The sequence below is a fragment of the Barrientosiimonas humi genome, from assembly GCF_006716095.1.
In the GTDB taxonomy this organism is placed as follows: Bacteria; Actinomycetota; Actinomycetes; order Actinomycetales; family Dermatophilaceae; genus Barrientosiimonas; species Barrientosiimonas humi.
The window spans coordinates 1,580,891-1,594,093 of sequence record NZ_VFOK01000001.1 but is presented as its reverse complement, the minus strand read 5'-3'; the positions used below and the strand labels follow the sequence as shown (position 1 = coordinate 1,594,093).

The following is a 13,203-nucleotide window of genomic DNA, read 5'->3' as shown; positions in this document are numbered from 1 at the left end:
TCCGATCGACCCCCGACCCGCCGACCCCGGCACCCACAACCCCGCGCACGAGCGAGCCGCCTCCCGGATGTCCACCGTCGAGGACGCGGTCGCCGCGCTGCGCGAGGGGCGCCCGGTGCTGGTCCTCGACGACGAGGACCGCGAGAACGAGGGTGACCTGGTGCTGGCCGCGGCGAGCGCGACGCCGCAGTGGCTCGGGTTCGCCGTACGCCATGGGTCGGGTCTGGTCTGCGCGCCCGTCGACCCCGCCACGGCCGACCGGCTCGGCCTGCCCCTGATGGTCGGCGCCAACCAGGACCCGCTGCGGACGGCGTACACCGTGACGGTCGACGCGGCCCAGGGCGTCTCGACCGGCATCAGCGCCGCGGACCGCGCGACGACGCTGCGGGTGCTCGCCGACCCCGGCAGCACCGAGACCGACCTGATCCGCCCCGGGCACGTGCTGCCGCTGCGCGCCAAGCCCGGCGGGGTGCTCGAGCGGGTCGGCCACACCGAGGCGGCGGTCGACCTGTGCCGGCTCGCCGGGCTGCCGCAGGCCGCCGGCATCGTCGAGCTGGTGCACGACGACGGGTCGATGATGCGCACCGACGCGGTGCTGGCGCTGGGCGAGCAGCACGACCTGCCGGTCATCACCATCGCCGAGCTGGTGCGCTGGCGGCTGCGGCACGACCTGGTCGAGCCGGTCGCGCAGACGACGCTGCCGACCGCGCACGGCCGGTTCGCGGTGCACGGCTACCGCGACCGGCGCACCGGCACCGAGCTGGTCGCGCTGGTCTCGCCGCGCGGGGTCACCGACCCGGCGCTGGTGCGGGTGCACTCCGAGTGCCTCACCGGTGACGCGCTGGGGTCGCTGCGCTGCGACTGCGGCCCGCAGCTGGACGCGTCGCTGGAGCTGGTGGCGCGCGAGGGCGGCGTCGTGGTCTACGTGCGCGGCCACGAGGGCCGCGGCGTCGGGCTGCTCGACAAGCTGCGCGCCTACGAGCTGCAGGACGCCGGGCACGACACGGTCGACGCGCAGGTGCGCCTCGGCCTGCCGGTCGACGCCCGCGACTTCGCCGGCGCCGCCGCCGTCCTGCGCGACCTCGGCGTGCGCCGACTCACCCTGCTGACCAACAACCCCGCCAAGATCGACGCGCTGGTCGAGGCCGGCCTGGAGGTGACCGAAGTGCAACCGCTGAGCGTGGGGGCCAACCCCAGCAACGAGCCCTACCTGCGGGCCAAGCGAGACCGGCTGGGCCATCGGCTGCCCGCGACGATCACCGGGGCGGCGTCGTGAGCGGGGCGGGCTCGCCGGCGCTGCAGGTGCACGCGCCCGACGTGCGCGTCGCGGTCGTCGCCGCGTCGTGGCACGAGGTCGTGATGGCGGGGCTGCTCGGCGGTGCGCGGCGCGCGCTCGCCGACGCGGGCGTACGGCCGGAGTCGGTGACCGAGATCCGCGTCCCGGGCTCCTTCGAGCTGGGCGTCGCGTGCGCCCGGGTGGCGCCGGCGTACGACGCGGTCGTGGCCCTCGGTGTCGTGATCCGGGGCGGCACGCCGCACTTCGACTACGTCTGCTCGGCCGCCACCGACGCGCTGTCGGGCATCGCCGTGGCGACCGGCACGCCGGTCGGGTTCGGGCTGCTCACCTGCGACACCGAGGAGCAGGCGCTCGACCGCGCCGGGCTGCCCGGGTCGGCCGAGGACAAGGGGCACGAGGCGACCACCGCGGCCCTCGCGACGGTCCTCGCGCTGCGCGAGGCCGGACACCCGCGCGGGGCGTCCGGCACCCGCGACTAGCCTGGTCCCTCGTGAAGACGTTCGACCAGCTGTGGGCAGAGCTGTCCGTCAAGGCGAGCGAGCGCCCCGCAGGCTCCGGCACTGTCGCGGCGCTCGACGCCGGCGTGCACAGCATCGGCAAGAAGATCGTGGAAGAGGCGGCCGAGGTGTGGATGGCGGCCGAGCATGAGGGCCGCGAGCGCACCGCCGAGGAGATCAGCCAGCTGATCTACCACCTGCAGGTGCTGATGCTCGCGACCGGCCTCACGCCCGAAGACGTCTACACGAACCTGTAAAGGACCCTCATGCTCAAGCTCGCCGTCCCCAACAAGGGGGCGCTCGCCGAGTCCGCCGCCGAGATGCTGCGCGAGGCCGGATACCGCGGCCGCCGCGACAGCAAGGAGCTGGTGGTGGCCGACCCCGACAACGGGGTCGAGCTGTACTTCCTGCGCCCGCGCGACATCGCCGTCTACGTCGGCTCCGGCACGCTCGAGGCAGGCATCACCGGGCGCGACCTGCTGCTGGACTCCGGCAGCCCCGCCACCGAGGTCCTGCCGCTGGGCTTCGGTCAGTCCACCTTCCGCTACGCCGCGCGACCGGGCGCCGCCGCAGGCATCGACGAGCTGGCCGGACGCCGGGTCGCCACCAGCTTCCCGGGGCTGGTGCGCGCCGACCTCGCCAAGCGCGGCATCGACGGCGAGGTGGTCCGGCTCGACGGTGCCGTCGAGACCGCCATCACGCTGGGCGTGGCCGACGTCATCGCCGACGTCGTCGAGACCGGCACCACCCTGCGCAACGCCGGGCTGGAGGTCTTCGGCGACCCGATCCTCACCAGCGAGGCGGTGCTGATCCGGCCGGCCGCCGAGGGTGAGAGCAGCGGCCAGGTCGACGTGCTCGTACGCCGGTTGCAGGGCGTCCTCACCGCTCGCCACTACGTGATGATGGACTACGACATCCGCGTGGAGCTGGTCGAGCAGGCGTGCGCGCTCACGCCCGGGCTGGAGTCGCCGACGGTCTCGCCGCTGCACGATCGCGGCTACGTGGCCGTGCGCGCGATGGTGCCGCGGCGCCGCACCAACCAGGTGATGGACGACCTGTACGAGGTCGGCGCCCGCGCGATCCTCGTCACCGACATCGCGGCCTGCCGCATCTAGGGGGCGAGGATGGCCAAGGACGATCCCTACGCGACGTTCCGTCCGGTCGGCGGCCGCATCGTGCCGCTGGTCGTGGCGGGCCTGTGCGTCATGATCTTCACGGTGGTGGCGATCGCGCTGCCGAGCGAGGGCAAGCCGTCGTTCTCCGTGGGCGACAAGACGTTCATCTGGATGATCGGCGTCGGGTTCGCCCTGGTGCTGTGGCGGTTCGCGCAGGTGCGCGCGATCCCGACGCAGGAGGGCATCGAGGTGCACAACCTCGTCGTGACCCGTCAGGTGGCGTGGTCGCAGATCGTCGAGGTGCAGTTCGGCGGCGGTCAGGCCTGGGCGGTGCTCGAGCTCGACGACTTCGACACGCTGCCCGTCATGGGCATCCAGCGCAGCGACGGCCCGCGCGCCACGGCCGAGGCCCAGCGGCTGGCCGCGCTGGTCGAAGCGCACACCCGCCGCGGCCCGGCGGCGGAGATCTAGCGGTCCGGCGGTCCCTACTCGTCGAGCTCGTCGTGGCGGGTCGGGACCTCCTCGCGCACCTTCTCGTAGCTCCACCCGGTCAGCATGAGCAGGTCGACCACGATCGAGCGCAGCTGAGCGCGGATCACCTCACCCGACAACGACGTACGCCCGGTGCCGGCGATGCTGCGCGTCGCCGTGTCGTCGGCGAGCAGCAGCAGCGCGGGGCGCACGTTCTGCGGGACGCGCCGCTCGGACAGCTCGTCGGCCATCTGGTCCATGACCTGGGCGAGGTCGTCGACGGCGGTGAGGTAGGCGGGCGGGATCGGCTCGCCCTCGAGCACCGCGACCGACACCCGGCGCACGAGCACCCGGATGTTGCGGATCGCGCGGTCCAGCGGCTCGGTCAGGTCGGCGATCGCCACCACCGAGGCGTTGTGCCGGCGCCGGAACGGCGACTGACGGGTGACCGCGATGCCCTCGTCGACGGCCTCGCGCAGGTCGGCGAGATGGCCCTCGCTGGCGCGCGCCCGGGCGAGGGCGTCGTCGGCGCGCTGCTGGTCACGGCGGCGACCGGCGGTGGCCGTGGCGCGCAGCACCTCTGCCAGCTCGGTCAGCACCCGCGCGGCCTCCACGCGGGGACGGCGCACGGGTGAGGTGGGGGTGATGGTGGCCGCGAGCAGCGCCACGCACCCGCCGACCACGGCGTCGAGCCAGCGGCTGAAGGCGTACTCCGAGTCGGCGACGAGCGTCGTCACGATCATCGACTGCACGCCGGCCTGGATCATCATCAGCCCGCCGGCGCCCGCGAGCACCGCGATCGACATGGCGCACAGCACCACGACCGCCAGCTGCACCGGACCCGTGCCGAAGAAGTGCACGAACACGTCGCCGACGAGCACACCGATCGCCACGCCGACGGTGAGCTCGACCACGCGACGCAACCGTTGGCCGTACGTCAGTCCCAGCGCGACCAGCACCGTCACCGGGGCGAAGAACGGCTGCGGGTGGCCGAGCAGGTAGCGGGCCAGGCTCCACGCGATCGCGCCGCCGACCGCGCACTGCACGATGAGGAAGGCGCGGTCGCGCAGCCGCTCGACGCGCTGGGCGAAGGAGCGCTTGGTGAGTCGTGGGCGAGGGTCGAGTCGCCGACCCCACTCGCCGGCCACCTCGCTGCTCATGGGCCCAGCCTAGGGAAGCGCAGGCCCGTCGGTCTGCAGCCGAAGGTGCGCATGCGCGGCGGTGCCGTCGGCCTCGAAGATCCGTGCCTCCTGCGCGGCCCAGGCCTCCCAGTGCCCGGCGAACCCGTCGCCGTCGCGCGCGAGGCCGCGCTGCATGCGCACGTCGTGGGCCGCCTCGAGCCAGACCCGGACGTCGGCGTACGCCCGGGCCACTCCCACGCTGCTCGCGACACCCTCGACGACCAGGAAGTCGGCGGTCGGCACCGGCACCAGCTCGGCGAACTCGCCCGCGTGCCAGTCGAACCGGCGGAACGCGGCCTGCTCCCCGCGCGCGAGCGGGACGAGCACCTGGGTGGTGAGCAGAGCCGGTGCGGCGGGCAGGCCGTCCCAGCCGGGCAGCAGGTCGTCCAGGTGCACGACGGGCGCGTCGAGCCGGTCGGCGACCAGGCGGGCGAGGGAGGACTTGCCCGAGCCGGCGGGGCCGTCGAACGTGACGACCGTGGGGCGAGGGGAGGGCGGCGCTGCGTCGCCGCGGGCGCGCCGGGCCAGCTCCACCACCTGGTCGGCGTGCGCGGGATCGGCGAGGTTCTCGCCCCAGACGTGGTGGTCCTCCTGGGTCTCCTGCGGCATGGGGCCGACCCTAGGGAGCGGGGGCAGGGATACCGCGCGGGGGCACGGGGTGAGGCAACACGGGGCATGCGTGGCTGACCGGGCTGCTGCGCCTGGATCCACAGGCAGGTCAACGAGATCCGTCGTGTCCACAGGGGTTCTGACCCCTTCCGCTCGTGTTCGAACAGGTGTACGATATCGCATATGACCCCGAGCACCGCACCGACTCCCGGCGACCCGGTCGCCGCGGCGCGTGCGCTGTTCGAGTCGTTGCTCTACGAGGACGGCCTCGTCGGGGCCGTCGAGGGCACGTTCGGTCCCGTGGCGCGCTCGGGTCCGCACGGTGCCGCGGAGCCGCAGACGCACGACCCGGTGGTCCTGCTGATGGGCGCGATCCAGGTGCTGACCGCCGACCTGATCGACCGGATGCAGCGCACCGACCCGTTCGCGCTGAGCGAGCAGGAGCAGTGGCTGGTGCCGGCGGATCTCGGGCCGGCGTCGGTGGGTGCCGGTGATGCTGTGGCGTCTGGCGGTGCGGGCGGCATGAACGGTCCGAGCGGAGCGGGCGGTGCGGGCAGTGAGGGTGGTGCGGGTGGTGAGGGCCTGCCCCGGACGCCGTTGCCTGTCCCCGAGACACGGTCGCCTGCCGCGCGTGGCGAGGTCGAGCGCGAGCTGCAGTCGGAGGCTGCGTGGCGCGAGGCCGACCGTGCCGCCGAGCGGCAGGCGCAGTTCGAGCTGACCGCGGTGCTCGCGCACGCGGCGATGAACCAGGCGGCGGCGGTGCGGGCGCACGCCACGGCGGGGCTGGCGAGGTTCGACCGGGTCCCCGACAGCGCGTTCTTCTCGGCGCAGGAGTGTCTGGCGGGCGAGCAGCCTCGACCCTTCGACGTGGTCGAGCACCAGCCCGGCCACCGTGCCGAGTTCGCCGGCGACCTGCTCGGGCCGGCGCTGCGCCTCGGGCCCTACGCCGCCGACTCCCTCGTCGACGACTCCGTCTGGCTGACCACGCGGGTGCCCGGCGTGCTCGCCGCCGTCGGCCGCGGCGAGGTCAACATCGAGACCGCGGCCGCGATCGCCCGCGAGGTGCAGGAGGCGCGGCCCGAGACCTGCGAGCTGGTCGAGGAGGCGGTGCTGAGGCGCCGGGTCCATCAGCGCCAGCGCACTCAGGCGCAGCGCTCGACACGGACCCTCGTCGGCCGTCACGAGTCGGAGGCCGCCCGGCGATCGGCGAAGCGCACCAAGGCTCAGCAGACCGGGGTCTGGCTCGACTCGCACACGACTCCGGGGCTGTCGGCGTTCAGCGCGGTCATGCCCACCGGCAAGGCCGTGGCGTTGATGGACGCTGTCGACCAGCGCGCCCACCAGGCGCAGCAGGCCGCCCGCACCGGCTCCGCAACCGCGCACGGCGAGCAGCCGCCGGAGAGCGCGGCCGGCGCGGCCGGCGCGACCAACGACGGCAACAGGACGAGCGAGGACGTGGCGCGCGCAGCGATGCTGCTGGGGGAGCACCGCGCCGAGGCCCTGTACGACCTCGCCATGGGCAACGTCGACCTCACCGCCCACCTCGAGCTCATCGTCCCGCAGCCGCCGTCACCCGAGCCGCCTCAACCGCCTGGCCCGTCCCCGTCGGCCCAGCCGCCTGGCCCGTCCCCGTCCCCGTCGCCAGAGCCGCCTGGCCCGTCCCCGTCCCCGTCGCCAGAGCCGCCTGGTCCGTCCTCGTCGCAAGAGCCGCCGCCGGAGTCGTCGGGGCCGCCGTCGCCGTCGACTCAGGCTGCGCCGTCGCAGGGGCCGCCCTCGGTCACCGATTCCCCGAAGCCGCCGGGCAGCCGGACCCTGGTGACACCGGGGCAGGTGCGGCAGCTGTTGGCGGACGTGCCGGTCCTGCTCCACGAGCGCGCCGGCCCGGTGCCGACAGCCGACGTCTTCGAGCTGCTCACCGGCCGCGCCGCCCGGACCACGGCGGAGTGGGTCCAGCTGCCGATCGACCCGCCGCACGACGTGGCGAGCATGGCCTGGGCCGCTCCGGCGCCGACCACCGGTGGAGTCACCCGAGCCCACGTCGCGCAGGCGGCGGAACAGCCCGGCCCAGATCAGGAAACCGGCGGCTACCGGCCGGGTGCGCGCCTGCGCCGCCGGGTGATCCGTCGCGACCAGCGTTGCCGGTTCCCGGGGTGCGACCGCCGCGGGCGCTACACCGACCTCGACCACGTCGACCCGTGGCCGCGCGGCCCGACCGAGGAGCGCAACCTGCAGTGCCTGTGCCGGCACCACCACCGGGCCAAGCACGAGGGTGGGTGGCGGGTCACCATGACCGTCGCTGGGCGGTGCACCTGGACCAGCCCGACGGGCCGGGTCTACGTCACCGACCCCGGCCTGCCCGAGGCGCTGCTCGACCTCGCGTGCCCCTGACCGTTGGCGTACTGGCTGGACACGAGGTCGCGCCGGGGTAGCCGTGGCGCCCCACGCGCCCCGCGTGCCGCGCCGCACGCGCCGCGCCGCGCGCCGCGCCCGTTCCGGCCGTCTCGTCGTGCGGAACCGGCGCGGAGCAGCACCTACCCTGGTTGGCGTGAGTGTGGCCGTGCGTGTGATCCCGTGCCTCGACGTCGACGCCGGCCGGGTCGTCAAGGGCGTGAACTTCCAGCAGCTGCGCGACGCGGGCGACCCGGTGGAGCTGGCCGAGGTCTACGACGGGCAGCGGGCCGACGAGCTCACCTTCCTCGACGTGACGGCGTCGTCGTCCGACCGCGAGACGACCTACGACGTCGTGCGCCGCACCGCCGAGGAGGTCTTCATCCCGCTCACCGTGGGTGGCGGGGTGCGCTCGGTCGACGACGTCGACCGGCTGCTGCGCGCGGGCGCCGACAAGGTCGGCATCAATACCGGCGCCATCGCCCGCCCCGAGGTCATGGCCGAGATCGCCGACCGTTTCGGTGCGCAGGTGCTGGTGCTGTCCGCGGACGTACGCCGGGCAGACGGCCACTTCGAGGTCACCACGCACGGTGGTCGGCGCTCGGCCGGCCTCGACGCCATCGAGTGGTGCGCGCGGGCGGAGCGTCTGGGCGCGGGCGAGATCCTGCTCAACTCGATGGACGCCGACGGGACCAAGGACGGCTTCGACCTCGAGCTGATCCGCGCGGTGCGGGCCGCGACCTCGTTGCCGCTCATCGCCAGCGGCGGGGCCGGCGCCGTCGAGCACTTCGTGGAGGCGGTGGAGGCCGGCGCCGACGCGGTCCTCGCGGCGTCGGTGTTCCACTACCGGGAGCTGACGGTCGGGCAGGTCAAGGCAGGGCTGGCCGAGGCCGGCTACCCCGTGCGCTGAGCCATCCCGCCTCGACACCGACGCGGTCGCTGGGGCCGATATCGGGGGAAATGACGTGCGTTGGCGCTGGCTCGGGCGTCGCTGGGGCCGATATCGGGGCAAATGACGCGCGGTCGCGCTGCCTCGGGCCGCGAGTGCTAGAAGCTCGGTTTGAACCCTGCGAACTTCGCCACGGCGGCGTCGTCGCCCTCGATGACGACGTCGGTGACGGCCGGGTCGGCGATGCCCCGACCGAACACCCGCAGCACGACCTCGCCGGGGGCTCCGACGAGCGTGACGCGGCCGTCGCCCTGACCCGCCTTGGTCAGCGGACGCTCCCGGTGACCCTCGGCGCGCACGTCGACCCCGACCGGGCTCTTGCGCAGCAGGAACCGGCCCATGCGTCCGAGCACTCCCCACAGGGCGTTCTCAAGCTGCTCGCTGCGAGCCCGGCGCGCGGAAGCGTCGGCGCCGCGCAGCACGTCCTCGTGGTGGACGTAGAACTCCGCCAGGTTCGCGACCTCGTCGACCGCGCCGACACGCATCGGCGACCACGCCGGTGGGCCCGAGCGGAACTGCTCGACCAGCTGCGGCCAGGGCTGCGCCGCGATCTGCTGCTGCACCGACTCGGTGCGGCTCGCCAGCAGCGGCAGCAGGATCCCGCCGGCCGCGTCGGGGCGGCGCTCGCGCAGCACCAGGTGGGCCGCGAGGTCGCGCGTGGTCCAGTCGCCGCTGAGGGTCGGGCTGTCCGGGCCGAACCGGTCGAACGCGTCGCTCAGCTGGGCGCGCTCCTGCTTGGCGAGATCGCTCATGCCGACATCGTGGCACGGGCTGGATCGCGCGCATGACCTGCCGCCCCGGGCACCGGCATGCCGCGGAAGGCGTACGTCCGTGGCATGAGAAGGTGTCCGGCGTGACTTCTGCCTCGACGCCCTCGCCCAGGGCGTCGAACCGCACGCTGCGACGGGGTCTGCGGGTGGTGGGGCGCGGCTTCCGGCAGCAGCCGAAGGCCCTGTTCGTGGCCGTCGTCGGGTCGGCCATCTATGGCGTCATGACCGTGCTCACCGCCCGGGTCATCGGCAGCCTGACCGGCAACGTCGTGGAGCCCGCGGTGCGAGCCGGGGAGATCAGCGGCGCGCAGATCTGGACGATCGTGTGGCAGCTCGGGCTCGTCGTGCTGCTCACCGTCGTCGGGGTGGTGCTGCGCCGCGCCGGTGCCGGCTTCGCGTTCTTCAACCTGCAGGCGATCTATCGGCGCCGCGTGACGGGGCAGTACCTCCGGCTGCCGCTGTCGTGGCACCACCGGCACCCCTCGGGGCAGCTGCTGAGCAACGCCAACGCCGACGTCGAAGCCACCTGGAACGTCTTCCAGCCGCTTCCGATGGCCATCGGCGTGCTCGTGATGCTGGTGGTCGCCGGAGCCGAGATGCTGCGCGTCGACATCCCGCTCGCGCTCATCGGATTCCTTGTGTTCCCAGCGCTTTTCGTCGCCAACCTTGTTTTCCAGTCGCGCATGTCGCCGCGCGTCACGCGGGCGCAGCAGCTGCGCGCCGAGGTCAGCGAGGTGGCGCACGAGAGCGTCGAGGCCGGGCTGCTCGTCAAGGCGATGGGCCGCGAGGACCAGGAGACCCAGCGCTTCGCCGAGCGCACCGACCAGCTGCGCGACGCGGCGATCCGCGTCGGCCGCACGCGCGGGACGTTCGACCCGGTGATCGAGGCCATCCCGACGCTCGGCACGCTCGCCGTCCTCGCCGTCGGCACCAGCCGGGTCGGCAGCGGGGCGATCGAGGCGGCCGACGTGGTGCAGATCGCCTACCTGTTCTCCGTGCTGGCCTTCCCCGTGCGCGCGTTCGGCTGGGTGCTGTCGGAGCTCCCGCGCACCGTCGTCGGCTGGGACCGGATCTCCTCGGTGCTCGACGAGCAGGGCGAGATGGCGTACGGCGACCGCGACCCGGCCACCCCCGCGCGCGGCGCCGAGCGGGTCACCGGGGTGAGCTATGCGTACGAGGTCGGCGGCCGAGCCGTGCTCGGCGCCCACCAGCCCACGGGCAAGGGCGGTCATGACCAAGCCACCGGCAAGGGAGGGCGACGCGATCGCCGGCTCACGCGCACGGGCGCGAGCAGCGACCAGGCGGGTCCGCCACCGGCGACCACCCCGCCGCTCGAGCGCGTCGTCGCGCTGCGCGAGGTCGACCTGGCGCTGCCCGCGGGCGCGACGACCGCGGTGGCCGGCCCGACCGGCGCCGGCAAGAGCACGCTGAGCGGACTCGTGCTGCGGCTGATGGACCCCGACACCGGTGAGATCGTGCTCGACGGGGTCGACCTGCGGCAGATCCGGCGCGGCGGCATTCCGGAGGTGGCCACGCTCGTGGCCCAGACGCCGTTCCTGTTCGACGACACCGTCGAGGGCAACGTCACCCTGGGGCGCGACGTCACTGACGAGCAGGTGCGCAGAGCCCTCGACGTGGCGCAGGCGAGCGGCTTCGTCGACCGGCTGCCCGACGGCGCGCAGACCCACGTGGGGGAGCGCGGCGCGAGCCTCTCCGGCGGCCAGCGGCAGCGCATCGCGCTGGCCCGCGCCGTCGTTCGTGACCCGGCGCTCCTGGTGCTCGACGACGCCACCTCGGCAGTCGACCCGGCCGTCGAGACCGCGATCCTCGACGGCCTGCGCGAGCGCAGCGAAGGCATCACGGTGCTCGTCGTCGCCTACCGGATGTCGACGATCGGCATGGCCGACCACGTGATCTACCTCGAGCACGGCCGAGTGCTCGACCGAGGCACGCACGAGGAGCTGATGGGCCGGTGCGCCGGCTACCAGCGGCTGGTGACGGCGTACGCCCGGGAGGCGGCCGAGCGCGCCGCCGTCGCCGCGACCGAGGAGCCGGTGGCGCCCGACCGCCAGGAGGTGCAGCGGTGAGCGCCGAGCAGGTGGCGCCCGACGCCAGCGCGATCGGCCACGGCCGCGACCTCGGGACGGTGCAGACCCTCAAGCGGGGGTTCGCGCTGTCGCCCCAGCTGCGCCAGGGACTCGTGCTCACCCTGGCGCTCGCCCTCGTGGCGACCGCCGGGCGGGTGCTGATCCCGCTGGCCGTGCAGCAGACCCTCGACCGCGGGATCCTCGCGCCCGGCGGACCCGACACGGGCCTGGTGACCCGGCTGGTGCTGCTCGCCGCGCTGGCGGTGCTCGGCACGGCCGTCGCGACGTACTTCGTCAACGTGCGGCTGGTGACCGCCTCGGAGTCGGGTCTCGCGACGCTGCGCACCAAGGCCTTCCGCCACGTGCACGACCTGTCGGTGCTCACCCAGAGCAGCGAGCGCCGCGGCGCGCTGGTCTCGCGGGTGACGAGCGACGTCGACACGATCAGCCAGTTCGTGCAGTTCGGCGGGCTCATCCTCATCCTGTCGGTGGGGCAGGTGCTGGTCGCGACCGTGCTGATGCTGGTCTACAGCCCGCCACTGACAGCGGTGGTCTGGCTGTGCTTCGTGCCGCTGTTCCTCGTGATCCGGCGCTTCCAGGTGATCGTGGGGCGGGCGTACACCCGCGTGCGCGAGCGGGTCGGCGACATGCTGGCCGCCGTCTCGGAGTCGGTGGTCGGCGCCGAGACGATCCGGGCCTACGGGGTCCAGGAGCGCACCGGCGAACGCATCGACGGGGCCATCGACGCTCACCGCCGCTCGGCGATCGGCGCTCAGCTGCGCGCGGTCGCCGCGTTCAGCACCGGCCAGCTCGTCGCCGGGCTGACGACCACGGTCGTGCTCGCCGTGGGCGCCTGGCTGGCGGCCGGGGGCGAGCTGACCCTCGGCCAGCTCGTGGCGTTCCTGTTCCTGGTCAACCTGTTCACCCAGCCGGTGCAGGCGGCCACCGAGATCCTCAACGAGATGCAGAACGCCGTCGCCGGCTGGCGCCGCGTCATCGGCATCCTCGACACCCCCGCCGACGTCAGCGACCCCGGCGACGACGGGGTCGTGCTGCCCCGCGGACCGATCACCGTCGACTTCGAGGACGTGTCGTTCGCCTACCCCGGCGGCGGCACCGTGCTGCACGACGTCGACCTGACCATCGAACCCAGCAGCCGCATCGCGGTCGTCGGCGAGACCGGCTCCGGCAAGACCACGCTCGCGAAGCTGCTGACCCGGTTGATGGACCCCACCGCCGGCCGCGTGCTGCTGGACGGGGTGGACCTGCGCGACGTGCGTTTCTCCTCGCTGCGCGCCCGGGTCGTGATGGTGCCGCAGGAAGGCTTCCTGTTCGACGACACGCTGCTCGCGAACCTGCGCTTCGGCCAGCCCGACGCCACCGACGACCAGGTGCTGCTCACCCTCACCGAGCTCGGGCTGCGCGACTGGGTCGATCGGGCTGCCGCACGGCATCCACACCCAGGTCGGGCAGCGCGGCGAGTCGTTGTCGGCGGGGGAGCGGCAGCTGGTCGCCCTGGCCCGCGCCTACCTCGCCGACCCCGACCTGCTGGTGCTCGACGAGGCCACCTCGGCGGTCGACCCGGCCACCGAGGTCCGCATCCAGCGCGCGGTCGACGGACTGAGCGCCGGCCGCACCTCCATCGCCATCGCCCACCGGCTCTCCACCGCCGAGGCCGCCGACGAGGTCATCGTCGTCGACCAGGGACGGGTGGTGCAGCGCGGCCCGCACGCCGAGCTGGTACGCCAGCCCGACAGCGTCTACGCCCGCCTCCACGCTTCCTGGGCGCGCCAGCAGCGCTGAGCCGGGTGCCCGCCGCGGCCCTCTGACGCTCCCTCC

Annotated in this window: 11 protein-coding genes and 1 pseudogene; 9 read left to right on the top strand and 3 right to left on the bottom strand. The window is 74.0% G+C overall.

Annotation, left to right across the window (positions count from 1 at the left end):
- Window positions 1-67: 67 nt before the first annotated feature.
- From ribB to FB554_RS07430, 5 genes are read left to right on the top strand one after another with little or no spacing between them, the layout of a single operon-like run.
- Window positions 68-1,276: a 3,4-dihydroxy-2-butanone-4-phosphate synthase gene (gene ribB, locus FB554_RS07450; protein WP_142007494.1), complete on the top strand. Its 1,209-nt coding sequence runs from the start codon at window positions 68-70 to the stop codon at window positions 1,274-1,276.
- Window positions 1,273-1,776, top strand: a complete 504-nt coding sequence (gene ribH, locus FB554_RS07445; protein ID WP_142005381.1) for a 6,7-dimethyl-8-ribityllumazine synthase — start codon at window positions 1,273-1,275, stop codon at window positions 1,774-1,776. Before ribB ends, ribH begins: the two co-directional genes overlap by 4 nt.
- A gap of 11 nt (window positions 1,777-1,787) precedes the next feature.
- Window positions 1,788-2,051 (top strand): phosphoribosyl-ATP diphosphatase, encoded by a 264-nt coding sequence (locus tag FB554_RS07440; protein ID WP_142005380.1) that lies wholly within the window; start codon window positions 1,788-1,790, stop codon window positions 2,049-2,051.
- Between the two features lie 9 nt (window positions 2,052-2,060).
- Complete coding sequence (hisG, locus tag FB554_RS07435; RefSeq protein ID WP_142005379.1) at window positions 2,061-2,909, top strand: ATP phosphoribosyltransferase; 849 nt, start codon at window positions 2,061-2,063, stop codon at window positions 2,907-2,909.
- A gap of 9 nt (window positions 2,910-2,918) precedes the next feature.
- A complete protein-coding gene (locus FB554_RS07430) occupies window positions 2,919-3,380 on the top strand; it encodes a PH domain-containing protein (RefSeq protein WP_142005378.1) in 462 nt (153 codons plus the stop codon).
- Window positions 3,381-3,394: 14 nt separating this feature from the next.
- Here FB554_RS07430 and FB554_RS07425 read toward each other — a convergent pair whose 3' ends face one another.
- Window positions 3,395-4,540, bottom strand: coding sequence for an FUSC family protein (locus FB554_RS07425; protein ID WP_142005377.1), 1,146 nt, complete (start codon window positions 4,538-4,540; stop codon window positions 3,395-3,397).
- A 9-nt stretch (window positions 4,541-4,549) separates the two neighbouring features.
- Window positions 4,550-5,170 carry a nucleoside/nucleotide kinase family protein gene (locus FB554_RS07420; protein WP_142005376.1) on the bottom strand — a complete coding sequence of 207 codons (621 nt, stop codon included), beginning with the start codon at window positions 5,168-5,170 and terminating at the stop codon, window positions 4,550-4,552.
- Between the two features lie 183 nt (window positions 5,171-5,353).
- Here FB554_RS07420 and FB554_RS17800 point away from each other — a divergent pair, with 183 nt between their 5' ends.
- Both FB554_RS17800 and hisF read left to right on the top strand, forming a co-directional pair.
- Window positions 5,354-7,558, top strand: coding sequence for an HNH endonuclease signature motif containing protein (locus FB554_RS17800; RefSeq protein WP_142005375.1), 2,205 nt, complete (start codon window positions 5,354-5,356; stop codon window positions 7,556-7,558).
- Window positions 7,559-7,715: 157 nt separating this feature from the next.
- The gene (hisF, locus tag FB554_RS07410) at window positions 7,716-8,468 is read left to right on the top strand and encodes an imidazole glycerol phosphate synthase subunit HisF (RefSeq protein ID WP_142005374.1); all 753 of its coding nucleotides are present in this window, start codon (window positions 7,716-7,718) and stop codon (window positions 8,466-8,468) included.
- 137 nt (window positions 8,469-8,605) lie between these two features.
- Here hisF and FB554_RS07405 read toward each other — a convergent pair whose 3' ends face one another.
- A complete protein-coding gene (locus FB554_RS07405; RefSeq protein WP_142005373.1) occupies window positions 8,606-9,259 on the bottom strand; it encodes a TIGR03085 family metal-binding protein in 654 nt (217 codons plus the stop codon).
- A gap of 101 nt (window positions 9,260-9,360) precedes the next feature.
- Between FB554_RS07405 and FB554_RS07400 the strand changes: the two genes are divergently transcribed.
- Together FB554_RS07400 and FB554_RS07395 are read left to right on the top strand one after the other, a co-directional pair.
- Window positions 9,361-11,364, top strand: coding sequence for an ABC transporter ATP-binding protein (locus FB554_RS07400; protein ID WP_236022331.1), 2,004 nt, complete (start codon window positions 9,361-9,363; stop codon window positions 11,362-11,364).
- Window positions 11,361-13,167 (top strand): annotated as a pseudogene (locus tag FB554_RS07395) (ABC transporter ATP-binding protein). Before FB554_RS07400 ends, FB554_RS07395 begins: the two are co-directional and overlap by 4 nt.
- Window positions 13,168-13,203 lie beyond the last annotated feature (36 nt).